This is a genomic window from Bradyrhizobium erythrophlei (genome assembly GCF_900129425.1).
Lineage (GTDB): Bacteria > Pseudomonadota > Alphaproteobacteria > Rhizobiales > Xanthobacteraceae > Bradyrhizobium > Bradyrhizobium erythrophlei_C.
The window spans coordinates 2635350-2660132 of the sequence record NZ_LT670817.1 but is presented as its reverse complement, the minus strand read 5'-3'; the positions used below and the strand labels follow the sequence as shown (position 1 = coordinate 2660132).

General features: G+C 62.1%; 20 protein-coding genes. 7 read left to right on the top strand and 13 right to left on the bottom strand.

What is annotated here, in order from left to right; genetic code table 11:
- Window positions 1-154: 154 nt before the first annotated feature.
- Window positions 155-1546, bottom strand: coding sequence for an aminobacteriohopanetriol synthase HpnO (hpnO, locus tag B5527_RS12315; RefSeq protein ID WP_079601533.1), 1392 nt, complete (start codon window positions 1544-1546; stop codon window positions 155-157).
- A 124-nt stretch (window positions 1547-1670) separates the two neighbouring features.
- On the opposite strand from hpnO, the gene B5527_RS12310 reads away from it, so the two are divergent.
- Entirely contained in the window at window positions 1671-2294 is a 624-nt protein-coding gene (locus B5527_RS12310) for a DUF2147 domain-containing protein (RefSeq protein WP_079601532.1), read from the top strand.
- On the opposite strand, the gene B5527_RS12305 is transcribed toward B5527_RS12310, so the two are convergent.
- On the bottom strand, window positions 2262-4850 hold the full coding sequence (locus tag B5527_RS12305) for an MMPL family transporter (RefSeq protein ID WP_079601531.1): 2589 nt from the start codon (window positions 4848-4850) through the stop codon (window positions 2262-2264). The genes B5527_RS12310 and B5527_RS12305 overlap by 33 nt on opposite strands.
- Window positions 4851-5300: 450 nt before the next feature.
- On the opposite strand from B5527_RS12305, the gene ispH reads away from it, so the two are divergent.
- The gene (ispH, locus tag B5527_RS12300) at window positions 5301-6227 is read left to right on the top strand and encodes a 4-hydroxy-3-methylbut-2-enyl diphosphate reductase (RefSeq protein ID WP_079601530.1); all 927 of its coding nucleotides are present in this window, start codon (window positions 5301-5303) and stop codon (window positions 6225-6227) included.
- 40 nt (window positions 6228-6267) lie between these two features.
- Complete coding sequence (hpnH, locus tag B5527_RS12295; protein ID WP_079601529.1) at window positions 6268-7416, top strand: adenosyl-hopene transferase HpnH; 1149 nt, start codon at window positions 6268-6270, stop codon at window positions 7414-7416.
- On the opposite strand, the gene B5527_RS12290 is transcribed toward hpnH, so the two are convergent.
- The 6 genes from B5527_RS12290 to B5527_RS12265 form a co-directional block, all read right to left on the bottom strand.
- Window positions 7357-8016 (bottom strand): phosphorylase, encoded by a 660-nt coding sequence (locus B5527_RS12290; protein ID WP_245332721.1) that lies wholly within the window; start codon window positions 8014-8016, stop codon window positions 7357-7359. The two genes, hpnH and B5527_RS12290, sit on opposite strands and share 60 nt — an antisense overlap.
- Window positions 8017-8087: 71 nt before the next feature.
- Entirely contained in the window at window positions 8088-10049 is a 1962-nt protein-coding gene (gene shc / locus B5527_RS12285) for a squalene--hopene cyclase (protein ID WP_154072181.1), read from the bottom strand.
- Between the two features lie 99 nt (window positions 10050-10148).
- Entirely contained in the window at window positions 10149-11402 is a 1254-nt protein-coding gene (hpnE, locus tag B5527_RS12280; protein WP_079601526.1) for a hydroxysqualene dehydroxylase HpnE, read from the bottom strand.
- Window positions 11402-12241, bottom strand: coding sequence for a presqualene diphosphate synthase HpnD (gene hpnD, locus B5527_RS12275; RefSeq protein ID WP_079601525.1), 840 nt, complete (start codon window positions 12239-12241; stop codon window positions 11402-11404). Before hpnD ends, hpnE begins: the two co-directional genes overlap by 1 nt.
- Window positions 12238-13116, bottom strand: a complete 879-nt coding sequence (gene hpnC / locus B5527_RS12270) for a squalene synthase HpnC (protein ID WP_079601524.1) — start codon at window positions 13114-13116, stop codon at window positions 12238-12240. Before hpnC ends, hpnD begins: the two co-directional genes overlap by 4 nt.
- A 187-nt stretch (window positions 13117-13303) precedes the next feature.
- Window positions 13304-13540 (bottom strand): hypothetical protein, encoded by a 237-nt coding sequence (locus B5527_RS12265; protein WP_079601523.1) that lies wholly within the window; start codon window positions 13538-13540, stop codon window positions 13304-13306.
- 471 nt (window positions 13541-14011) lie between these two features.
- Here B5527_RS12265 and B5527_RS12260 point away from each other — a divergent pair, with 471 nt between their 5' ends.
- Window positions 14012-14512, top strand: coding sequence for a hypothetical protein (locus tag B5527_RS12260; protein WP_079601522.1), 501 nt, complete (start codon window positions 14012-14014; stop codon window positions 14510-14512).
- 7 nt (window positions 14513-14519) lie between these two features.
- Here the strand turns inward: B5527_RS12260 and B5527_RS12255 are convergent, their stop codons facing one another.
- The 4 genes from B5527_RS12255 to B5527_RS12240 all read right to left on the bottom strand — a co-directional run bounded on the left by B5527_RS12255 (window position 14520) and on the right by B5527_RS12240 (window position 21038).
- Window positions 14520-16913: an efflux RND transporter permease subunit gene (locus B5527_RS12255; protein ID WP_079601521.1), complete on the bottom strand. Its 2394-nt coding sequence runs from the start codon at window positions 16911-16913 to the stop codon at window positions 14520-14522.
- Between the two features lie 202 nt (window positions 16914-17115).
- Complete coding sequence (eutC, locus tag B5527_RS12250; RefSeq protein WP_079601520.1) at window positions 17116-17919, bottom strand: ethanolamine ammonia-lyase subunit EutC; 804 nt, start codon at window positions 17917-17919, stop codon at window positions 17116-17118.
- A 6-nt stretch (window positions 17920-17925) separates the two neighbouring features.
- Window positions 17926-19512 carry a B12-binding domain-containing radical SAM protein gene (locus B5527_RS12245; protein ID WP_079601519.1) on the bottom strand — a complete coding sequence of 529 codons (1587 nt, stop codon included), beginning with the start codon at window positions 19510-19512 and terminating at the stop codon, window positions 17926-17928.
- A gap of 143 nt (window positions 19513-19655) precedes the next feature.
- On the bottom strand, window positions 19656-21038 hold the full coding sequence (locus B5527_RS12240) for an ethanolamine ammonia-lyase subunit EutB (protein ID WP_079601518.1): 1383 nt from the start codon (window positions 21036-21038) through the stop codon (window positions 19656-19658).
- Here B5527_RS12240 and B5527_RS12235 point away from each other — a divergent pair.
- The 3 genes from B5527_RS12235 to B5527_RS43740 all read left to right on the top strand — a co-directional run bounded on the left by B5527_RS12235 (window position 21037) and on the right by B5527_RS43740 (window position 23476).
- Window positions 21037-21243 (top strand): hypothetical protein, encoded by a 207-nt coding sequence (locus B5527_RS12235; RefSeq protein ID WP_079601517.1) that lies wholly within the window; start codon window positions 21037-21039, stop codon window positions 21241-21243. The genes B5527_RS12240 and B5527_RS12235 overlap by 2 nt on opposite strands.
- Window positions 21244-21353: 110 nt before the next feature.
- Window positions 21354-23117 carry a methyl-accepting chemotaxis protein gene (locus tag B5527_RS12230; RefSeq protein WP_245332587.1) on the top strand — a complete coding sequence of 588 codons (1764 nt, stop codon included), beginning with the start codon at window positions 21354-21356 and terminating at the stop codon, window positions 23115-23117.
- Between the two features lie 146 nt (window positions 23118-23263).
- The gene (locus tag B5527_RS43740) at window positions 23264-23476 is read left to right on the top strand and encodes a hypothetical protein (RefSeq protein ID WP_154072180.1); all 213 of its coding nucleotides are present in this window, start codon (window positions 23264-23266) and stop codon (window positions 23474-23476) included.
- A 121-nt stretch (window positions 23477-23597) separates the two neighbouring features.
- Here the strand turns inward: B5527_RS43740 and B5527_RS12225 are convergent, their stop codons facing one another.
- Window positions 23598-24776, bottom strand: a complete 1179-nt coding sequence (locus B5527_RS12225; protein ID WP_079601515.1) for an NAD(P)/FAD-dependent oxidoreductase — start codon at window positions 24774-24776, stop codon at window positions 23598-23600.
- Window positions 24777-24783: the final 7 nt, after the last annotated feature.

Below are 24783 nucleotides of genomic sequence, written 5' to 3'. Positions count from 1 at the left end.
CCGAAGAAAGATGGCGGATTACGCTGTCGCTAATCCGCCCTTGGGCTACGGGCTGGCGATGTCAGAAACAATAGCGCGTATTTTTGGCGAGCGGCCGTAAAGGCCGCCGGCGATGGGTTTCGAAGGGCTCAACCCATCCTTGCGACGTTACGAACTACGCCGATTTGCGCACGGCGTTGTCGACCAGCGTCTTGCCGAGCGACCAGATCGCGCCGGGGACCTTGTGGCTGGAGGCGATGACGGAATCGAACGCGGTCTCGATCCAGTTGCAATCTTCTTCGGTGATGGTCAGCGGCGGCAACAGTTTGATGGTGTGGCTGCCGTGACCTGAAACCTGCGTGAGGATCTTGTGGTCCTTGAACAGCGGCACCGTGATCAGCTGACAGAACAGGCCCTTGTTGGCGGTTTCCAGCACGTTCCAGGACGCCTTCAGCCGCAGCGATTTCGGCGGGCCGAACTCGACGCCGATCATCAGGCCCTTGCCGCGGACTTCCTTCATCAGTTCATAGCCGGGAACCATGCGCGTCAGCGCCAGCCGAAGTTCGGCGCCGCGCTTGGCGGCCTGCTCGATCAGTTTTTCGGATTCGAGCACTTCGAGCGTCGCGATGCCGGCCGCCATCGCAAGATCGTTTTTCGCAAACGTCGAGCCGTGCACCACCGCGCGATCCATCTGGTTGAAGATCTTGTCGAAGATGCTCTTGCGGGTGAGCAGTGCGCCGACCGGAACATGTCCGCCGGACAAGGCCTTGGCGAGCAGCACCATGTCGGGTTCGACATTCCAGTGCTCGACCGCGAGGAAGCGCCCGGTGCGGCCGATGCCGGTCTGGATTTCGTCGGCGATCAGCAGCGTGCCGTATTTGCGGCAGAGCGCCGCGGCGCCGGGCAGGAATTCATCCGTGGGCATGTTGACGCCCTTGCCCTGGATCGGTTCGACGATGAAGGCGGCAACCTGGCGCGACGACAGCGCCTGTTCCAGCGCGGCGAGATCGTTGAAGGGAATCGGGGTGCAGCCGGGCAGCAGCGGCTCGAAGCCGCCGCGGAAGTTGGAATCGTCGGTCAGCGACAGCGCGCCGTAGGACAATCCGTGGAACGCATGGGCGCAATACACGATGCCCGGCCGGCCGGTGGCGCCGCGGGCGAACTTGATCGCGGCTTCGACACATTCCGCGCCTGAATTGGCAAAGAAGACCTTGTCCAGATAGGGCACGTACTCCAGCAGGCGTTCGGCCAGCACGCCCGCCAAGGTCGAAACGTCGAGCTGGACGAGGTTGGGCAGGTCGCTATCGAGCACGCTCTTCAAGGCCTGGCGCAGCGCCGGATGGTTCCGGCCAATCGCAAAAACGCCAAAACCGCTGAGTAGATCGAGATAGCGCACGCCGTCGCGATCGAACAGATACTGGCCCTGGCCCTTCTGAAAGCCGACATCGTAACCGATTGTCTTCAGGACCCGGACCAGCTGCTCATTTAAGTGGCGCGCATGCATGGAACTGCGTTGCGACTGCCGGTCCACAAACATCTCGGAAACGTCTAGATTTGAATATAGCATCAGTTACATACTTCGGTTGATAGCCATTTCGTCAACTGAAAACGTTCTATGCGGCGTTTTGCCCTCACAGGGATCATCCACTTAAGCACAGGTTTGAACAATGGTGCACTGCCCAAGACACATCATGCGTAGCGTAGCATATTCGGGACTGTTTTTGGCGACGAGTCTTGTCCCGGCCATGGCGGCGGATCCGACCGGCGACTGGAGGGTGGCGGACGGTGTCGCCGACATCCGTGTCGCGGAATGCAATGGCGCGATGTGGGGCGTGGTGGCGTGGGAGAAAGAACCGGGCGGTCGCGACCGCAACAATCCGGATGTCTCAAAACAGAACAGACCGACCCTGGGCATGCCGATTCTGCTCGACATGAAGAAGAAGCCCGGCGTCGATCAATGGGAAGGCCAAGTCTATAACGCCAAGGACGGGCAAACCTACAGTTCGACCATCAAGCCCATCGGTTCCAACCAGCTCGAGATTCAAGGCTGCGTGCTGGGTTTTCTCTGCGGCGGCGAAACCTGGACCCGCGTCTCCGGCCCGATACCCTCGAGCCCCGCCAACAGCATGGCCAAGGGCGCGCCGAAGACGCTACCCCGGACTACCGGGGCGGCGACGGCCCCTGGGCCGAAGACCACCGGATCCGCCGCAGCGGCTTCGAAGACGACGGGTCAAAAGCTGGCGACGTCAGCCCAGCCGGCCGATCCGGTCGGCGATATCTGCCTACTCCCCGACATCGCGCGGTTTTCCCATTAGCGCCGGCTGGAACAACAAAACCGCCGCGAGTGTGGTGACGAGCGACAGCGCCAGCAGCTTGCCCATGCTCGACGTACCCGGATGACTCGATAGCCACAGGCTTCCGAACGCGGTCGCCGTCGTCAGCGCGCTGAAAAATATCGCGCGCGTCAGGCTCGTCTGCAGCAGGTTGGTTCGGCCCGACCGCCAAGCCGTGACGTAGTAGATCTTGAATGCGACGCCGACGCCGAGCAACAGCGGCAGCGCGACGATGTTGGCGAAATTGAGCGGCAACCCGATCAGCACGCAGATTTCCAGCGTCACCGCCCCCGCCACCAGGAGCGGGACCAGCGTCAGCAGCACGTCGCTTATTCGCCGCAACGTCAGCCACAGCAGCAGACTGATCACAATCAGCGCGCAAATGCCGGCCTGGATGAAGGCCTTGACGACAAGCTCACCGGATTTGAGAATCGATACCGGCCCACCAATCGCGTTCGGCTCGGCGGCCAGGACCGCCGCGGCGAACTTGCGCAGCGTCTCGTTGTCGTTGGGATCGCCGCGCGGCAGTGCCTCGACGCGCTCGAGACCATCCTTGGTCTTCCATGAATTCACCAGCTGCGGCGGCAGCGTTTTCAGGCTGACCGGCTGAGCCTGCAGCAAGTTCTTGAGCCGCTCGATCACCACCTTCAACGGATCGACGAAGACGGCCTGGGCCTTGTCCCGCGTGGCCTGATCCGATTCGGCGAGCTTCGACAGCGCGTCGGCAAGCCGCCGCGATGCGACGGCGCCCGGACCCTTGGCATCGCCGGCGGCCTTGCGCAGGCTTTCCGCCGATCCCTTCAAGGCCTCGATATTCTCGGCGTCGGTCGGCGCGGCATCGATCGAATCAGGGTTGAGCGCGGGGTTCAGGATCTTGGCGCCCTGGGCGATCAGCTTCAGCTTTGCGAACTGGTCTTCGGGCACGAAACTGTCCAGCGACCTGACGCTGAGGACTTCCGGCACTTTTCCAAGACGCTCCTCGATCTTCTTCGCATCCGATTCCGAATTGGTCATCACATTAATGGCGTTGGCGCCGGTGTTGGGATCCCGCCTCAAATCAAGGAAGGTTGCGATCGACTCGACCTTGGGACTTCGCAGGTTGATCGGGTTGAAGTCGAAGTGGAGGAAATACAGCAGCGGCAGGCCGGCGACCGCCACCAGAAGTGTGCCGACGATGATCACCACGCGATGCTTTTCGAGGAAATGATCGACCGGCGCCAGGAACGCATAGCCGACCGGCTCTTTTTCCCCGGGCGGGTTGAGCAGGTCCAACAAGGCCGGCAGCACGGTAATGCTGGAGGTAAAGGCAACCAGCATGCCGACGCCCGCGATCTCGCCGAGTTCTGAAATTCCCTTGTAGTCCGTTGGCAGGAACGACAGGAATCCCGCCGCGGTCGCCATGGCGGCCAGCGAAAGCGGAACCGCGGAGCGTTCGGCGGCTTTCTCCAGCGCGGTCCGCAGGTCGTTGCCCTTGAAGCGTTCCGAGCGGTAACGGACGCTGTACTGGATGCCGAAGTCCACGCCCAGGCCGACGAACAGAACGGCGAAGGCGATTGAAAGCAGGTTCAGCGAACCCACCATCATCAGTCCGAGCGCGGTGGTGATGGAAAGGCCGATAAAAAGATTCGTGAACACCGCCAGGATGATCTTGGAGGAATGCAGGGCCATCCAGAGAATCAGCAGCACCACCAGCACGGTGCCGATGCCGTTGACGACGGCGCCGTCCGCCACGGTTGCGAATTCCTCGTTGGCGATCGGAACCGGTCCGGTCAGCCTGACCCGCGCGCCATATTGACCTGCAAGATTGAGATCGGTGGCGGCTTGCCGGATGGCGTCGGTCGCGTCCTTGCCCGGCTCCAGCGCATTGAAATCGAGGAGCGGCTTGAACTCGATGAAGGCGCGGCGATCCGAATCGGTCAAAGGCTTGTCGCTGACCAGCTCCTGCCAGGAGAAGGTCGCGGAGCCCTTGTTCAGCACGTCCTCGACGCTCTGCGAGATCAGGTTGAACGGCCGCTCGGTGCTGTCGAGCTTGAACTGTCCGCGCTTGAGGCCGGCGAGCCCGGTTTCGAGCGCGCCGGTCAACCCGCGCAGGCTGGGATCGCCGGCCATGATTTCGATCAGGGGCGCGGCCGATTCGAACTGGCCGGTCAGCCGGCCGACCTCCGGTACGGGAAGAAACAGCAGCCCGTTCTTTTCGAAGAATTCGCCGCTCCCGAGAGGCTGCACCGATTCGAAATGTTTGGTGTCGCCGGACAGTTTCTGCGCGAGCGCGGCGCTCGCGGAACTCGTGAGTTCAGGCGTCGGCGCATCGACCACCGCAAGGATGGTCCGGTCGCGGTCGAATGCCTGGTCGAACTGATTGTCGCGCTTGCGCCAGTCCAAATTGGGCGAAATCAGCGTATTGATGTCGGTGTTAATGGCGAAGTGCCGGGCTGTGTAGAAGCCCGCCGCCACCGCAAGGACAAAGGCTATCAGCACAGTGAAAGAAGCAAATCGCGTACAAGCTCTTACAATTGAAACGACAATACTTGTCAGCACATTTTTTCTTTCTAACTGTTATCAGGTCGCCTCAAACGCCCGCTGTCTAGCGGAGTTCGGCCCGCCGATCTACCCGCCGATCTAATGGTGTTTTTGAACGGTTTTTGGTTCAAACGCAGGGACAGGCGGCGCAAAATATGCCGAAACTGCGCCGAGGCTGATATAGCCGGGATTGACCTGCGGTAAAGTGACGAACAAGTGAGGTTTTAAGGGGTTTATCGGGCGGGCTTCGTCAAGTATGTACTATATTACCGTTTCCAAACCCTCGCCTGTGGGTAGACAGTTTGCGATCCGCCTTTTCTAGCCGATCGTTTTTTGACACAAAGCCTGGCGTCTCCACCCCGTCGGGGCGAGGATGGACGTGGAACCGGTCTGGTGCGGATATTGCAGATATCCGGGCGGAGGGAGATGCAGAGATGATTTTGGTGCAACTTGCGTAACGGGCGTCCCATGGAAGTTTATCTGGCCCAACCCCGTGGATTTTGTGCGGGAGTCGTGCGTGCAATCGAGATCGTCGAGCGCGCGCTGGAGAAATATGGCCCGCCGGTCTATGTGCGTCATGAGATCGTCCATAACAAATACGTGGTCGAAAGCCTGAAAAACAAGGGCGCGATCTTCGTCGAGGACCTGTCGGAAGTACCGCCGCACGCCGTCACGGTGTTCAGCGCCCATGGCGTGGCGCGGAGCGTGGAGGAGGAAGCCGCGGCCCGCGGCCTGCCCGTCCTCAATGCCACCTGCCCGCTGGTCACCAAGGTCCATAATCAAGGTAAACGCTACATGTCGAAGGGCCGGGCGCTGATCCTGATCGGTCATGCCGGGCATCCCGAGGTCGAGGGAACCATGGGCCAGGTTCCCGGCCCGGTGCTGCTGGTCCAGGACGTCGACGACGTGGCGGCCCTGACGATGCCGGCCGACACGCCGGTCGCCTATATCACCCAGACCACCCTCAGCGTGGACGATACCAGGGACATTATTGCCGCCCTTCAGCAGCGTTTTACAGATATTCAAGGCCCGGACATCCGGGATATCTGCTATGCGACACAGAACCGCCAATCTGCGGTAAGGGACCTTAGCAAGCTGGTGGACGTTATACTGGTGGTGGGGGCCACCAATAGTTCCAACTCTAACAGGCTTCGCGAAATCGGCACCGAAGTCGGCGTGGCGAGTTATCTGATTGCCGATGGCAGTGAACTGAACCCGGACTGGCTGAAGGACGCCAAGGCGGTCGGCATCACCGCCGGCGCCTCGGCGCCCGAGGTGCTCGTCGATGACGTGATCGAGGCCCTGCGACGGATCGGGCCGGTCGCGGTGTCGGTGTTGCCCGGCCGGGAAGAAAATATCGAATTCCGGCTTCCCGCAGAACTGGCGGCGGGCTGATCATCCACTAATCTACTTGGGTCGAGAAAGAAAACCTGCAATGGCAATACCGTTCTTCAAGGAAATGCGTATCGGCGGCTATCTCATCAAGCAGAAGCTGCTGGGCCGGAAACGTTATCCGCTGGTGCTGATGCTGGAGCCGCTGTTTCGCTGCAATCTAGCCTGCGTCGGTTGCGGCAAGATCGACTATCCCGACGCGATCCTCAACCGCCGCATGTCGGCGCAGGAGTGCTGGGATGCCGCCGACGAATGCGGCGCGCCGATGGTGGCGATCCCCGGCGGCGAGCCGCTGATCCACAAGGAAATCGGCGAGATCGTGCGCGGGCTGGTGGCGCGCAAGAAATTCGTGTCGCTGTGCACCAACGCGCTGCTCCTGGAGAAGAAGCTCGATCTGTTCGAGCCGTCGCCGTACCTGTTCTTCTCGGTGCATCTCGACGGCTTGAAGGAGCACCACGACAAGGCGGTCTCGCAGAAGGGCGTGTTCGATCGCGCCGTCTCGGCGATCAAGGCCGCCAAGGCGAAGGGGTTCACGGTCAACGTCAACGCCACGATCTTCGACGGACACGCCGCCGAGGATATCGCCAAGTTCCTCGACTATACCACCGAACTCGGCGTCGGCGTGTCGATGTCGCCGGGCTATGCCTATGAGCGCGCACCGGACCAGGAGCACTTCCTCAACCGCACCAAGACCAAGAAGCTGTTCCGCGACGTGTTCGCGCTCGGCAAGGGCAAGAAGTGGAATTTCATGCATTCCGGCCTGTTCCTGGACTTCCTCGCGGGCAACCAGAACTACGAATGCACCCCATGGGGGATGCCGGCGCGCAACATTTTCGGCTGGCAAAAGCCCTGCTATCTGCTCGGCGAAGGCTACGCCAAGACCTTCAAGGAATTGATGGAGACGACGGACTGGGAGACCTACGGCACCGGCAAGTACGAGAAGTGCGCCAACTGCATGGCGCATTGCGGCTACGAGCCGACCGCGGCCAACGCCGCGCTCACCAATCCGCTGAAGGCCATGTGGGTGGCGCTGCGCGGCGTGCGCACCAGCGGCCCGATGGCGCCGGAGATCAATCTCGATCACCAGCGTCCGGCGCAGTACATCTTCTCGGCGGAAGTCCAGAAGCGGCTGTCAGATATCCGCCGTGACGAGGCCATCGCCGCCCAGCAGAAAGCCTCGACAGCCGCGTAGGCTGCGCAGCGCGCGATTGAAATCGATCCCGGTCGAGACCAGCGCGCGCAGCGTCAGTGGATTGCGCGCCACGCCGCTCAGCACCTTGCGCAGGTCGATCTCGCCGTTCGGCTTGATCGCCGATCTCGCCAGCGCCGGCAACGCGCGCGAGGCGGGATCGCTGATGACGCGCAGCGCCGCGAACGGAAGGCCCGCCTCGGCGGCGTAGGCGGCGGCGATATGGCTCTCCATATCGACGGCGGCCGCCCCTGTCTCCGAACGCAACGCGGCCTTCCTGGACTGGGCGACGACCATCTGCTCGACGCCCGCAAGACCACCCCTGACGACGCGTCGGCTTCCCAGGGCGACGCTGGCGATCAGCTCTTCATTGAGCGCCAGACCGGCCAGCCAGCGGGTATCGCCCGACAGCACCTCGGTCGCCACCACGACGTCACCGGACCTCAGCGTCGGATCCAGTCCGCCGGCGATGCCGAAGCTGATGACGCCTCTGATTGTCGATGGGTCAAACACCGTCAGCAGGGCCCGCAATTGCTGCGGATCGCTGCTGCTGCAAATGACGGTCATGCCGGGCCCAGCCGCTATGCGGGCCTCCTGCGCCATACCCGTCACGATGAGTACCGGCCGCGGATCAATTGGATTGTCCACGAACGGGTCGTTCCCCGCCCCCAAATTCACATCCCGACCCCTACCACCCTGCTGTTGGTGCTCTTCAAGTTTCGATACCGCGCCAGCGCCCAGAGCGGAAAGAACTTCGAATAGCCATGATAACGCAGATAAAATACCCGAGGAAAGCCCGTTGCCGTGTAGCGCTGCTCGTCCCACAGCCCTTTTTCGGTCTGTGTGCTTTTTAGGTACTCCACCCCCCGCAGGACTGCGGGGTGCCCGACCTCACCCGCCGCCATCAATCCAAGCAAGGCCCATGCCGTTTGCGAGGCGGTGGTGGGGGCTTCCTCGAACCCCTTATAATCGAGTCGGTAACTGATGGCATCCTCGCCCCAGCCGCCGTCCGCGTTCTGGATCGACACCAGCCAGTCCGCCGCCTTGCGAATCACGGGGTCCTGATGGTCGACCCCGGCGGCATTGAGCGCGCACAGCACCGACCAGGTTCCGTAAATGTAATTCAGGCCCCACCGGCCGTACCACGATCCCTCGGCAAGCTGGGTCCGGCGCAGATAGGCCACGCCGTCGGCGACCGCCTTGCTGGTCTGCACGGTGTCGCCGAGCTGGGCCAGCATCGAGACGCAGCGCGCGGTGACGTCCTCGGTCGGCGGATCGAGCAGCGCGCCGTGATCGGAGAACGGAATGTTGTTGAGGTAATATTCGAGGTTGTTGACGTCGAACGCCGCCCATCCGCCATCGCGGCTTTGCATGCCCTCGATCCATTCGCGGCCGCGGGCGATCGCCGCATCGTATTCCCGGCTTTGGGTCGCCCGCCGCGACCGGTCCATCGCCATGACAACGACGGCGGTGTCGTCGAGGTCGGGGTAATAAGCGTTGTTGTACTGGAAGGCCCAGCCGCCGGGGCGGACATCGGGACGCTTCACGGCCCAGTCGCCCTTGACGTCGAGCACCTGCTTCGGCAGCAGCCAGTCCAGACCCTGTTTGGCCGCCGGCACTGCCTCCGCGCCGGTCTCGAGCAGGGCATGACAGGTCAGCGAGGTGTCCCAGACCGGCGAGACGCAGGGCTGGCAATAAGCCTCGTGCTCGCCGATCACCAGAAGCCGGTCGAGGCCCTTTCGGGTGAGGGCGCGCGGCGGATAATCGGCGGGCTTGCCGAGCACCTCGTACATCATCACGGTATTGGCCATCGGCGGATAGATCGCGCCCAAACCGTCCTCGCCGTTCAGCCGTTCCTCGATGAACGCAACCGCGCTGTCGATGGCGCGAGCCCGCAATTTCTTGGGAAACAGCGGCTCGATCACCCGCAACACGCTGTCCAGTCCGCGGAACAGCGAGAACCAGCCCCAGCTCTGGTGCGGCGCCTTGGCCGTCATTCCGATGCTGTGCGGCGGCTGCAGGAACAGCTCGTCGATGCCGACCCCGCTGACGTTTTTCGCGCGCGGCTTCAGTGCCGCCAGCACCATCAGCGGCACGATCGTGGTCCGCGCCCAGTACGAAATCTTGTTGATGTGAAATGGGAACCACAACGGCAGCAGCATGATCTCGACCGGCAATACCGGGACGCTGCGCCATGTCATCACTCCGAACATCGCCAGCATGAACCGCGTGAAGACGTTGCTGTGGATGGCGCCGCCGCGCGAGCGGATCGCCTCGCGCGCACGCACCATGTGCGGCGCGTCCGGCGAATCGCCGATCATCTTCAGCGCGAAATAGGCTTTGACGCTGGCGCTCATTTCGAAATCGCCGTCGTGCACCAGCGGCCAGCCGCTATGGGCGCCCTGAACCCGGCGCAGGTAATTGGCGATCTTGGCTTCCAGCACGGCGTCGACCGGCTCGCCGAGGTAGTGGCGAAGCAGCACATACTCCGCCGGTATGGTGCAATCGGCTTCCAGTTCGAACACCCAATGTCCGTCCGCCTGCCGGTAGCCGAGCAAACCGCGAGTCGCCGAAGCGATGCTCGCCTCCAGGGCGGCATCGTCCTCGAATCCAACTAACTTGGTGCCGGAATGCATCTGGCTCGACATCTCCTGTTTTTGCCCTGTTTTCGCCCTGTTCTTTGACCGGTATTCGCCGGTTGCATCTCGTGGAACATCGGCCGTGTTAGCTCCCGATCAGGCCTGCCGCATGGCGAGAACCAGATCGGCGGCGCGGTTCCCCGACCGCACCGATCCTTCGATGGTTGCCGGCAACCCCGTATCAGTCCAGTCGCCGGCGAGGAACAGATTTTTCCAGCTCGTCGAGGGGCCCGGCCGCAGCGCGTTTTGCTCCGGCGTGGCCTCAAAGGTCGCGCGGCGCTCGCGCACGATCTGCCAGGGCGGCAGGTCGCCCTGCACGCCCGAGGCCTTGCAGATATCCCGCCAGATCGCCTGCGCGAGCTCCTCGCGCGGCATATCCACCAGCCGGTCGCCATTGCTGATGGTGATCGACAGCCGCTGCGGGAACGCAAACAGCCATTCGATCAGCCCGCCGACCACCCCCAGCAGCGGCGGCATGTCCTTGGGCGGATCGAAGCGGAAATGCGCATTCACGATCGCCCGGAATTTCGACGGCGTTTTCAGGCCAGGCAGCAACGCCGCAGCCGGACGCGGCGGCACCGCCATCACCACGGCGTCGTCGGGCCCAATGGCGACGGTGTCGTCGCCGAACTTCAATTCGCCGACGCGGGCCGCCGACATACCGAACCCGCGCAGTTCGTGTCCGAACTGGATGCTGGCGCCCTTGCCCTGCAGCAGCCGGATCGCAGGCTCGACCAGCACCGCACTCAAGCCCTCGCGCGCGATCAGCGGCCGGCAGGCCTGTCCGCCCACCAGCAAGGTCTCCCGCACCACCGCGCCGGCCAGTCCCGCCGACCCCTCGGGCGGGTCGACGTTCAGCGCGGCCAGCAACAGCGGCTGCACCAGCCGCCGGTAGAGGGTCCCCTTGCAGGGGATGGTATCGCCGACCGGTTTGCTCGGAGCGGCCCATATCAGAGGCGCCAGCGCGAGATAATCGAGCAGGCCGGTGTCGGGGACGCGGCGCGCCTCATCGAATATCCAGGTGGGAAGCCGGCTATCGCCGAGGTCGAGTTGCCAGCGCTGCCCGCTCGTCAGATCGACGAACGGGAATTGAGCGCGCTTCGGTCCTACCAGCCCCGCCTCGGTGCCGATCGATCTGGCATAAGCCACGGCATGTCGGTTGCCCGAGAGCAGAAGGTGATTGCCGTTATCGATGGTCAGATTGGTCGCCGCGTCGAAATATGACCGGCAGCGGCCGCCGGCCTGTTGCGTGGCCTCGTGGACATGCACCTTGAAATTCGCATTCGCCAGCCGCACGGCTGCCGAAAGGCCCGAGATTCCAGCGCCGATAATGTGAACAGTTTTTTGCATCAGATCAGTGCGTAACGAAGAACAATGGCGATGCGGGCCATCTTGTTGAGGCGAACCGGCGTGCGCGGGGCTGCGAACCCTCGGGCGACCAGCAATTCCAGGATCGCACGATAATATTTCGACATGATTCTCGGCGCACGCACCACGCGCCGCGAACTGCGGCGCATGACTTCGTCGGCCTTCTCGAAATGCGCCCGCGCCCGCGCTACCAGCGGCGCGCATACTTTCGGCAGCGCCGGATCGGAGATGACCTTGAGCGGATCGGTGCCGGTGATACCCGCGTGCAGCAGCCCTTCGAGCGGCAGGTAAAGCCGGCCGATACCGGCGTCCTCATCGATATCGCGCAGGATATTCGTCAATTGCAGCGCGCGGCCAAGATGGTGCGCGAGCAGGATGCCGTCGCCTTCGCTGAGACCGAACACCCGCACCGACAAGCGTCCTACGGCGCTCGCCACGCGGTCGCAATACAGATCGAGCGTCGCAAGATCCGGCGCCCTTATATCCTGCGGCACGTCCATTTCCATGCCATCGACGATGGCCAGAAAATCCTCGCGCTTTAGACCAAATCTTCGAACCGACGCGACGTACTCCCGCAGCCGCGCGGGCGGCTGGCCCTGATACAGCGCGTCGATATCGTCACGCCATTGCTGAAGCGCGGCCAGCCGTTCGGGGCGCGGGCCATCGGAATCCGCGATGTCGTCGACCTGCCGGCAAAAGCTGTAGATCTGAAACATCGCCCCGCGCTGTTCGCGCGGCAGAATGCGCATCGCCGCGTAAAACGAACTGCCGGACGCGGATGATCCGTCACTTGCATTAGATGCCGTCGCCTCAAGCGTCATGCGCCGGCCGCCGGTTTGGACTGGGGTCGCCGTCCTGCCGCGCGGCGGGTCATCTCGCTTGCCACCCCACTTGCGCTGTAGGCGATCAGTTCAAGCGGACGCAAATGCACGGTCTCGCTCAGTGGATCGCGCGCTCTCAAAAGCCGCACGATCTTGTCGGCAAAAGTCTGGATCACGGAGATCTCGAGACCGAGCCGGAAATCCTTCACTTCGGCGCTGAGCGTTTTGCTTTCGTTGAGCAGCGCCTCGGTCCGCGCCGCCAGCGAATGCAGGCATTGCAACAGCGGCGCCGGTGCTCGCGCGAGTCCGAGCGCCTCGACGGAGGCCCCGGCTGCCGCGAGCGCATCGCGCGGAAGATAGACGCGATTGAGCTCACGGTAGTCCTTGCCGCAGTCCTGAAGATGATTGTTGATTTGCAGGCCGGCGCACAGCGCGTCGGAGGCCGGCCAGGTCGACGTGCTTTCGCCGTGGACATCGAGCATGAACCGTCCGACCGGCATTGCCGAATAACGGCAATAATGAATCACTTCGTCCCAGTTCTCGTAGCGCAGTTTGGTGACATCCATCCGGAACGCGATCAGCACATCGAGCGCATGGCGCGGCGGCATCGAACGCTCCGCCAGCGCCCGCCGCAGATTGACTGCCTCGGGCTGGCTGTCGCCCTGGCCCAGCAGTTCCGATTCAAGCAGATTGAGATAGGCCAGTTTCTCGTCCGCACCGAGCGTCGCATGATCCGCAATATCGTCGGCGGTCCTGACGAAATTGTAGAACGCGAGGATCAGCGCGCGGTGGCGTGGATGTATGATCCACGACGCGACCGGAAAGTTCTCGTCGCGGTGGCTCTTGCCGGATCGCAGTTCGCTCGCGCTCGTCATCTGGGAACTGGCTACATTCGCTGGAAACGGTGGTTCTGCATGCCTCGGCGCAGCCGCGCATGCGGATCAATCGCAAACCCCATATAGGGGAATACGTCGCTAAAACCAATGCTATCTGCGACTTCTCGCAGATAGCGCCGCGTCCGGGATAAGCCGATGACAGTCGTTGTCCGATGCGCGGGCGGTTCTATTGCCCGTGGTTCTTCAGCACCATGTCGCAAGCCTTGGACAGCTTGGGACGATTCTGCTGAAGGCAAGCCAAAACGGTGAAGTCGCCCTGGTCGATCACCGGGCGGCAGTAGCGCTGAACGTCGCGTGCACAGGCGGCCTGCTCTTCGGGCGTGCCGCTGCGCTGCTGCTGGGCCATCGCACCGGTGGAAACCGTTAGCGACAACAGGATAAGGGCCGGGAGAAATCTATACATCGTGTTCCTTCATTATGACGGCGGAGAATTCCTACCCGAATAGCACATGGCATGACCGGGACAGACTATTCAGATTGCAAACGCCGCGAACCACTGCAACCAGCAAACCAACAGCGCTGGTAAATGCGGCCAAATTTGCGACGCTCCGATCCCGCATGATGGGGCCGGCGAAGTCAACTCATTGACATAAATAAGAGGTTGATATTACTGTATTATTTTATAATTTGTGTTTTTTGCGATTGACTGTTGCAGCCATGCCAGGCCGATCGCTGGAGGTCCGGAGAGGAAACTTGGCAATATCTGAATCTTTTCGATTTAGCTAAACGAAAATGCCGTTCGCCGGCGTCGATCGATGTGTCGTTCTGGATGTCCGGTGTCATTTGAACCTAACACTCTGCGGCGACACTAAATCTTCGATGCGGCGAGACTTAATCTGGAATTGAAAAAGTCAATTTGAATGGGAAAATCGACATGAAGCGATTCGGCTCCATCTTGTTTGGACAGGCGATCAAGGCCGCCGGTGTCGGCGCCGCGCTCTTGTTGTCGGTGTCGGCGGGCCAGGCCCAGTCGGGTCCGTTTGCCGGTTTTGACGGAGCTTGGGCCGGTAACGGAACCGTTGCGCTCTCCGACGGAACGACCGAGCGCATCCGGTGCAAGGCCGATTACAAGGTCAACGGCACCGGCCTTGGTCTGAAGCAGAGTCTGCATTGCGCCAGCGACAGCTACAAATTCGACCTGAGCAGCGATGTGACCAGCCAGGGCGACCGAATTTCGGGCAATTGGAGCGAAGCGAGCCGGAATATTTTCGGCAACCTGCAGGGCACGGCGGGCGGAGGCCAGATCGAGGTATTTGTCGAAGCCTCGGGATTCGCCGCCAACCTGACGCTGCGCACCACTGGCAACAAGCAGACCGTGCAGATCAGCTCCAAAGGCGAGATCAGGGGCGTGACGATTACGATGGTGAAGAGCTGACCGCCTGCTAGCGGTTCGCTCCGGTTTCCTCCGCCGGTTTCGTGCGACCCGTCCTGCCGTGAAGCCGCTGCTGCAGATTGATCAGGAACATTGCCGTCGGCCGCAGGATAAAGAGATCCGCGACCAGGGCCGCGATCATCGCGAATGCGCTGAGCCAGCCGAACAGGCGCAGCGACGGCAAGTCGGAAAACACCGTCACCACAAGACCGCAGGCCAGCACCACCGTGGTCAGGATCAGCGCCGGACCGACCAGCACGGTCGCGCGCTCGACCGCCAGCGCGGGACCGATGCCCGGCGTGGTCTCCAGCCGCAACCGGTTGAGGAAGTGGATCGTCGCACTGAGACCAAGGCCGAACGAAACCGTCAGCGCCACCACGCTGGCGAATTGCAGCCCCTCGCCCAGCAACCACAGCACCGTGCCTGAAAGCACCACCGGAAAAATGCCGGGCAGGATGCAGGCGAGCCCGACCACCCATGACCGGAAAGCAAGTCCGATAAACAGAGCGACGAGAGCGAACTCAACGGTCAGTCCGCGGTTGAGCTTCTCGATCATGCTGGCGCTGTTGCGCGCGGCGATCGCCGAAAGACCGGTGACCGCGATCTCGTAACCGGGATGTTCCTTGCGCACCGTGTCCAGCGCATGATCCAGCTTTTCGACGACGGGAAGGATTTGACTTGAATCCAGATCGGGAACCCGGCCCGATACCACCACCGCATCCTGATTGGCGGAAATGAACCGCTGGACGATCTGCTTTGGAAGCAGGTCGACGTATTCCTTCAAGGTCGCGACGTCGGAACTTCCGGCCTTCTCCGCAAGCCAGCGCCGCAGCGTCTCCACCGACCAGACATTGCCCACGCCAGCCTGTTTCTCGACCACCGCGTGAACCTCGGCGATGGTCTGCAGCGTTTCAGGCCCATACAGCGAAGCGCCCTTCGGAAATTCGATCAAAACGTCGATCGGATTGGCGCCAGTCAGCTTGGCATCGAGGCGCCCGCTGGCCGCCACCGCCTGCTGCTTGTCGGGTACCTGATCGGCCAGGCGATAGCGCGGTTCAAGATTGGCATAGACAACCGCGAGACTGCCGACCACCGCCACGGCGATCAGACTGAACAGCCCGGGACGGCTGACCATGCGCACCGCGATCCAGTAGCAGAAGGCGCGCAGCGCGTTGACGCCCGCATCGGCGGTCTTGAACTTGGCGGCAAAGAGCTGCTCGTTGCGGACCAGCAACACGCCGAACACCGGCACCAGCGAGAGCACCGCGATCAGCGCGATGATAGTGGCGGCCAATCCCGCCTCGCCGAATTTGCGGATCAGGTCGGAATCCGAAAATTGCAGGGCAATAAACGATATGCCGGCGGTACCATGGGTAAGCACGCAGGCCGGCCCGACCACAAGCACGGCGTTTTTGAACGCAGTGTATTTGTCCTGCCCCGCGATCAGCCGGTCGCGCGCCGCGAAGGTCAGCTGCATCGAGTCCGAGAAGCTGATCACCATGATCAGCGGCGTCATCACGTTCAAGAACATATTGAGGTTGAAACCGGCCCATCCGAGGCCGCCGAGCGCGAGCAGAATCGCGATCATCGGCGGGAAGGCGGCGACCACCATGAACGATATCTTGCGGAAGAAGATGATCGCGATGATGCAGCCGGCCAGAATGCCCAGGATGTTGTAGGTCAGCCCATCGCGCTCGACCGCGTTGCGGATTTCGAGCTGCATGACGGGAACGCCCGACAGTTCCGCGTTAAGCCCGCTGCCCTTGAGGTCATCGGCCATCAGCTTGCGGATCTCGCCGACCGTCTTGCCGAGCTTGCTGCTGGCGACCACGTCGGGTTCGAGCGACAAAACGATCAGCGCCAGCGTGCCGTCCTCGGATAGCAGCTTGCCGCGGATGATCTCGTTGGATTTCACCGTCTCGATGAACTTGTCGTAGTCGGCGCCTTGCGGCAGTTCGGACGGGAACAGCGCCGCCGGCAGCTTCCCTGGCGCCGGCGCCTGTCGCGCCGAGAACAGCGAAATCAGCCCGCGCGTGCCGTCGACGAGTTGCAGGTCGGTGACGAGATCGCGCAATTTCTCCAGGTTGTCGCGCGACAGCAACGTTTTGCCTTCGACCACGACCAGCACGTCATATTCCGTCGCCGGGAAGCGCTTGGTTTCCGCTTCGTATTGCTTGTAATCCTTGGAATTGGAGCGGAACAACTGACTGAGGGAGTCGTCGATCTTGATGCGCTGGATGCCGAAGATGGCGCCGATAATCAGCGCAACGAGGATGATACAGGAGAGGATCGGCGCCCGAACCGCAATCAGCCCCAGGCGTTCCAGCCCGAAGGCGATGCTGGACGACGGCGGCCGTTCGATCTTCTCGACATGGACCTTACTGTCGCTGTTCTTTTCGAGCATGCCCTATCCAGTTCTCTCGTCGGCTCAAATGATATAGCTTAAGTTCCGGGGCGCGAATGAGGCCTCAAAGCTCGGTCTGATCGACGCTAGCCCTTGAAAACATATGAAAAATTTGCCGCGAGAGGGTGTAGCAGGTCTACACCGCGACTCGCAAGCGCGGCCGGGCAGCGCAGAATTATCACGTAGGCAGCGACCACAAGCCTCAAGCGCCAGATTCGTCGTTCCGGTTTGAATTTGTCGTGATGTGCCGGGGCGTGGTTCGACCGCCGCTTTCATCCTTCAGGCCGACGCCGGTGCGTTCTCGGGCCAGGCCCTCGCGGACCAGCCACGCGATCCGGGAGGCGGCCTCGTCATAGCCCAGCCCCGAGCCATGGATGTTGGAGACGCAATTGCGCTCGGCATCGGTAAGGCCGGCTCGCGGGGCGAAGGTCAGATAGGCCCCCAGACTGTCGGGCGCCGACAGGCCCGGGCGCTCTCCGATCAGCATGACAATCATGCGGGCGCCGAGCGCGGCGCCGATCTCATCGCCCAGGGCGACCCGTGCGCCCGATGCGACCGCGGCGCGGCCGATCTCGATGCCGTCGACTGCCAGTTGCGGAATGAGGCTCCGGACCAGTTCGACGGCGTGCGCATTGACCGCCGCCGGCGACAGGCCATCGCCGACGACGATCGCAAGCCGGCACGAACTGCCGCCGTGGCTCGCCAGCAGATGCCGCGAAGCCGGATCGAGCGTTCGTCCGAGGTCGGGACGCCTGAGATAGTCTTTCCGGCTGCGCGCACGGCTGCAGACGTCTAGTGCCTCGAGGCCAAGATCGCCGAGGCCGGCGAGCACCGCGGGCACGTCGAAGCCGGCATGAACGGCGTCGCGGGCACGGGCATGGTCGAGTGTAAATTCGAGCAGCGCCTTGGTCGGCAGGCTCGCGCCCGCCCGGCCAAGCGCGACGCGCGCCGGCGTGAGTTCGCGCAGATCCCTCAGCGAACGGGACGGCGGCGCCGGCGTTTCCATGCGTGGTTACTCGGCAGGAACGGATGCTTCGCGAAGCCGGATCGAATAATTCGAGGCGCTCTGCTGGCCGACCGAAGCCGCGCGCGCGAACATGATCAGGTGGTGCGCGACCAGCGCCGAGGCAATCAGCCCTTCGATGTCGCCATGCCGCAGCCGCGACAGGGCAAACTTCCAGAACACCTTCCGGTAGTCGCCGAGTACGCCGACCTTCCAGAAGATATTCCGGAGCATGATCAGCCCGCGCTTGATATTGGCCCAGCTTTTCTGCTCGGGGGTCACGGGTACCCGCAGCCGGTTGGCGTAGGTGTAATCCACCTGATATTGATAGCGGGCGTAGAGCTTTTCCGGCTGGTAGGCGACGTCCATGCATTTGCGCCATGAACTGACGACCTGGTCATAGGGCAGCAGGAAATCGACATTGGAATCGCGGCTGTCATCGTTGATCAGCCGGTTTTCGCGCTCGAGGCGATCCCACAGCGGCGTCTTCGGAAGCGCCTGCAGCAGATTGATCGTCAGCAGCGGAATCCTGGATTCATCGACGAAGGCGAGCAAGGCATCGCCGGTTTCCGGCTTGTCGGTATCCAGGCCCATGATGATGCCGGAGACCACCTCCATCCCGTATTGGTTGATGGTGTGCACGCCTTCCAGGATCGGGACCATCATGTTGTGGTCCTTGTGCATCGCCTTCAGCGCATCGGGATCCGGAGTTTCGATGCCGCAGAAGATGGTGACGAAAAATGCTTCGCGCATTTTCTCGAGGAGTTCCGTCCGTTTGGCGATGTTGAGCGTCGCCTCGCAGGCCAGCCGTATGACGTAACCGGTTTTTTTCTGCCATTCGATCAAATGCGGTAGCAGGTCGGCCGCGGCCTTTTTGTTGCCGATGAAATTGTCGTCGACGAAATACACCGAGCCCGTCACCCCGCATTCGAGCAATTTATCGAGCTCGGCGGTGATTTGTTGCGGCGACTTGAGACGGGGATTGCGGCCGTAAAGTCCCGGAATATCGCAGAATTCGCATTGATAGGGGCAACCGCTGGAATACTGGATGCTGCCGAGAAAATATTTTTTGACCTCGGCGAGTTCATACGCCGGAATCGGAAAATCGGTCATGGCGACACGGTCGGCCGTCTTCAGGACCACCTGCTCCGGGGGGCGGGAGGGATCGCGCGCCAGCCGCGCGAGCAGTTCGTCGGTGGCATCGCCGAGTTCGCCGACATGGAGATAGTCGAACGAAGGATAGTAATCCGGGCAGGCGCTGACCGAGGGTCCGCCGACCGCAACCGCCAGGTCGAACGCGTGTGCCCGGCGGCAAATATCGTTCATCTGCTGGCGCTGGATATGCATGCCGCTGACGAACACGGCTTCCGCCCATTCGAAGTCTTCCGTCGTCGCCGGGCGGATGTTCTCGTCGATGAAACGCACCGGCCAGTTCGCGGGCAGATAGGCTGCAATCAGCAGCAGGCCCTGCGGCGGCATGAAGGCCTGAACGCCGTCGGTCAGCGGATAGGCGTATTCGAACGTACCGAACGACGACGTATAGCGCGGAAAGACGCACAGAATGCGCCGAACCGTCTCAATGCCCTCAGCTCTCATCAAACTTCCCCTGCCGCGACGCCGCAATTTAAGCACGCTCGTCAAAGCTGGGCTATAAATTCTTCAAGATTGTGGCGGCCGGTTCCAACGTCGGGACGACCGAATGGTTGCGTGCCAGCCTTTGGCGGCCGATTTTGGTCCGTTCAGCCCAGCAGTCGCGACGCAAAATCAGGAAGCAGCCCCGCATTTCCGGCAAGGCGGAAGCCGGCATCGGCGAGCCCGACGCGAAACAGCCAGTCGTCGAACTCCGGAGCCCGCTTCAAGCCAAAGAGATCGCGGACATAGAGCACGTCGTGAAACGAGGTGGATTGATAGTTCAGCATGACGTCGTCAGCCCCCGGCACCCCCATAATGAAGGTCACCCCGGCAGCGGCCAGCAGCGTCAACAGATTGTCCATATCGTCCTGGTCGGCCTCGGCGTGGTTGGTGTAGCAAACGTCCACGCCAAGCGGCAGGCCTTGCAGCTTGCCGCAGAAATGATCCTCCAGCCCGGCACGGATGATTTCCTTGCCGTCATAGAGATATTCCGGGCCGATGAAGCCGACCACGCTGTTGACCAGCAGCGGATCGAAGGCGCGGGCGACCGCGTAGGCGCGCGCTTCGCAGGTTTGCTGGTCGACGCCGTGATGGGCGTTGGCCGACAGCGCCGAGCCCTGCCCGGTCTCGAAATACATGACGTTGCTGCCGACGGTACCGCGCCGCAGCGACAGTCCGGCCTGATGGGCTTGTCTCAGAAGCGCGAGATCGATGCCGAAACTGCGGTTGGCGGCCTCGGTGCCGGCGATCGACTGAAATACCAGATCGACCGGGATGCCCTGATCGATCAATCCGAGCGTGGTGGTCACGTGGGTCAGCACGCAAGCCTGGGTCGGAACCTGCAGCCGCGTGATGACCTCGTCGAGCAGCCGCAATAGCCCGCCGATGACAGAAGGATCGTCGCTTGCCGGATTGATACCGATGCAGGCGTCGCCCGAACCCAGCAGGATGCCATCCAGGATCGACGCGGTGATGCCCTTGGCGTCGTCGAAGGGATGATTGGGCTGCAGCCGTGCGCTCATCCGCCCGCGCAGGCCGATCGTGTTGCGAAAGGCCGACGTCACCTGGCATTTTTTCGCGACCAGGATCAGGTCCTGATTGCGCATCAGCTTGGAGACCGCCGCGGCCATCTCCGCGGTGACCCCGCGCGACAATCGCTGCAGAACCTCGCTCGTGGCGGCGTCGGACAGCAGCCAGTCGCGGAACGAACCCACGGTCAGCGAAGATATCGCCGCAAAGGCCGATGCGTCATGCGTATCGACGATCAGGCGGGTAATTTCATCGTCTTCATAGGGAATGACGGTTTCGTGCAGGAATTGTTTCAGCGGCACGTCGGCGAGCGCAATCCGCGCCGCGATCATCTGCGCCGCGGTCTCGGCCGCGATGCCCGCCAGGCGGTCACCGGAGCGCGGCGGCGCGGCCTTGGCAAGGAGATCGCGCAGATCGTCGAAGACATAGGTGGTGGCATCGATGGTGTGGCGATAGACCATGGCGGCTCCGGCCGTCAGCGCTTCCGTGCGCAACGGCGCCGGCAAACACTATCAGCTTGAAAGCTTCGATGCAGCGAGGCGTCTCACCAGCCCATTATTCGCCGTGGGTGGCGGAGCCGGTGAATGCCCGGCCGAGGGCTTCGCGGGCGGGACTCGGGGCAAAAATTGCGGGAATTCGACCGATATCGGCGGCAAAACCATATAAATTTCATGCAACGTTCAAGTTTATGTCAAAGGTTAACATTTTATACACCCACCTTTTGCATGCTTTTTTGGCGGCCGACAGTAGCTAGCGGCCTCTTGGTGAGGTCCGCTATGCCTGAAACGATGAAATCGACCGATCGACCTTCCGGCAATGCCGTTAGGTCCCGGTTTTCGCTCGCGGCCAGGCTGTACTCGATCTTCGCACTGTTTGCGCTTCTCACCGCGGCCATCACTGCGCTGTCCGATTACAACACCCGCCGGAACGCCGAACTCACGGAAGCCATCGAGACCGGCAGCCGCGCGGCGCTCAACGTCGAGCGCGTCAATTCGCTGGTTTACGCGGTCGTGATGGAATCCCGCGGCATCTATATGTCGACCGAACCCGCCGCCGTGAAAGCCTATGGCGACGGGCTGCTGAAGTTCAACGACAAGATCCTTGGCGTGGTCAAAAGCTGGGAATCGATCGTCCGTTCCGACGACGCCGAGCAGTTCGCGACGCTCAAGAAGCGCATCGAACAGTTCGTCGACTTCCGCAGGGAACTGGTTCGCCGCGGAATTGAGATCAATGCCGCCGCCGGTCGCGAATGGGGCGACAACGACGCCAATCGTGCCGTGCGTTCGGCTCTCAACAAGGATCTTGAAGCGCTTTCGAAAGTCTATGCCGAGCGCGGCAAGGAAATCGCCCGGCAAGCCCAAGTCAACCGCATGCTGGCGCTGCTCCTGACTGGTCTCGGCGGCCTGGCTCTGGTCGTGGTCGTCATCGGCGTCCTCATCATCTCCCGCTCGGTCGCGCGGCCACTTTCGGCCATCACGGCCACCATCAAGCGCGTCGCCGAGGGCGGCGAAAATGTTGAGGTTCCGCATATCGACCGGGCGGACGAGATCGGTGCGCTGGCGCGGGCGATACGGATTTTCCAGGAAGCGATGGATCGCAACCGCAATCTCAGTTCGCAGGCTCTGCTGGACTCCCGGACGCGTGAAGAACGCGCCCGCCACATCGAAACGTCTGTCGAATCGTTTCGCGGCGCGATCGGAGGCGTGCTGCGCGCCGTCACTGATAATGCGTCGGCGATGCGGGTTACGGCGCAGTCCATCACCAAGGTGGCATCGGATGCGAGCGGACGCGCGGTCGCCGCCGCCAGCGCAACCCAGCAGGCTTCCAGCAATGTATTCACCGTGGCCAGCGCCGCCGAGGAATTGTCGACTTCCGTAGAGGAGATCGGTCGTCAGGTGCATCACTCCGCCGGCGTCGTCGAACAGGCCGGTCTGCGCACCGAAAAGTCGATCACCGAGATCGAAAGCCTGGCCGCCGCGACCCAGCGTATCGATGGCGTGCTCAATCTGATTCAGGCCATCGCCGAGCAAACCAATCTCTTGGCGCTGAACGCGACGATCGAAGCCGCTCGCGCGGGCGAGGCCGGCCGCGGCTTCGCCGTGGTGGCTCACGAGGTCAAGGCGCTGGCCGGGCAAACCGCCAAGGCAACCGCGGAGATAAGTCAGAACGTCAGCATGATCCAGTCCTCGACGCGGAACGCGGTCGATGCCGTACGTGAAATCGGCCAAGCCGTGCGCGACATCAATGAAGTCACGTCGAATATCGCCGGCGCCGTCGGGCAACAGGATGCCGCGACCCGCGAGATCTCGGTCAACGCGCAATCGGCGGCCCAGGGCAACGAGACCCTGGTCGCCAACATCGGTTCGCTCAGCGAGGCCATCGGCGAGACCAACAACGCCGCGACATCGGTGCTGTCGGCGTCCAGCGATCTGACCGCTACGGCGGAAACCCTGTCGCGCGAGGTCGATAAATTCTTTCATAACCTGCGCGCCGACCCGCATGACCGCCAAGGCGATCACGCAGTGCGGACGGGGACTTAAGTCAGTCAGGAAATGCAGCTTGGCTGGGTGAACGGCGCTTTGACTTGATGCCCGTTCAGGGATAGCGCGCAGCGCGCTATCCCTTCGATGAAGCGCTCATCTTTTTCCGGCAGACCGTGCCGAAACCGACAAGCGCCGATGGCCGGATGTTTTCAGCCCTGCGTCGCGACGCAGGTCAGACCCAGGCGTCAATTCGAAGTCCACTAACGAGAATCAGCGCGATCGAAATGGAAAGCCCGGCAGCACTGAACAGTACCGTCTGGTTGAATAAGCTGGTTTCCGTCCTTGAAAACAAAGCCCGTTTTACAAAAGCCATTGTCCAACCTCTTTTTGTTGAAATACTCTCCTTGCGAGTTTGAACATAAGGCGGCTCGATTAAAGAGTGCCTTCCGGGTCGCCTGATCGAACCTGCGACCCGACGAATTATAAAGGCTTGGTTAAAAATACGAGAACCGGCGCAATAAAATCCAACCCAAAACGCTAAACATGACGGCCTGCCGCATATCCTGATGACCAGGCCCACTGAAAATTGAAACCGCCGAGGTGGCCGGTGACGTCGACGACTTCGCCGATGAAATAGAGCCCCGGAACGGACCGGGATTCGAACGTCTTCGAGGACAGATCGGATGTATCGACCCCGCCCAGCGTCACCTCCGCGGTGCGATAGCCCTCGGTCCCCTGGGGCCTGACGCGCCACTGCTTTAGCGCCGCGGCAACGTTTGCCAGATGGGCGTCGGAAAAGTCGGCGATGCGCGCCGGACCTCCGGTCGCGTCCGCGATGATCCGCGCCAGCCGCTTGGGCACGAGGTCAGCCAGCACGGTGGCCATTTCCTGCCTGGGATGATCGCTGCGCAGTCGCTTCAGTCCGGCCAGAACATCGATCCCCGGCGCCAGGTCGATGACGAGGTCACTGCCCTCGCGCCAGTACGAAGATATCTGCAGGATGGCCGGACCGCTAAGCCCACGATGCGTGAACAGCAGGGCCTCATCGAAACCGGTCTTACCGCAGTTCACGACGGCATCGACCGAGACCCCCGACAGATCCTTGAATTGCGAAAGCAAGGCGGTGTCGAACGTCAAGGGCACCAGCGCCGGCCGCGGCGTCACGATCTTGAGGCCGAATTGCTCCGCGATTTTGTATCCCAGTCCGCTCGATCCCATTTTCGGAATCGAGGGACCGCCGGTCGCGACCACCAGGGATCGACCGCGAAACTCGCCCTGGTCGGTGACAACGACAAAGCCGTTTTCGGACTTCGATACCGCCGAGATGCGCCCGCCCAGACGCAGTTGCGCATGGGCTTTGCGGCACTCTTCCAGCAGCATGTCGACGATCTGCCGCGACGAGCCGTCGCAGAATAATTGCCCGCGCGTCTTCTCGTGCCAGGCGATGCCGTAGCTCTCGACCAGCGCAATGAAGTCGCGCTGGGTGTAGCCGCTCAGCGCCGACCTGCAGAAACGCGGATTGTCGGAGAGAAAATTGGCCGGACTGGTGTGCAGGTTGGTGAAATTGCATCGCCCGCCGCCGGAAATGCGAATCTTCTCGCCGGGATGTCGCGCCTGCTCGAGCAGCAGCACCCGATGTCCGCGCTGGCCGGCGATGGCCGCGCACATCAGGCCCGCAGCGCCCGCCCCCAGGATGATGACGTCATGGAAGTTCATGTGCGGA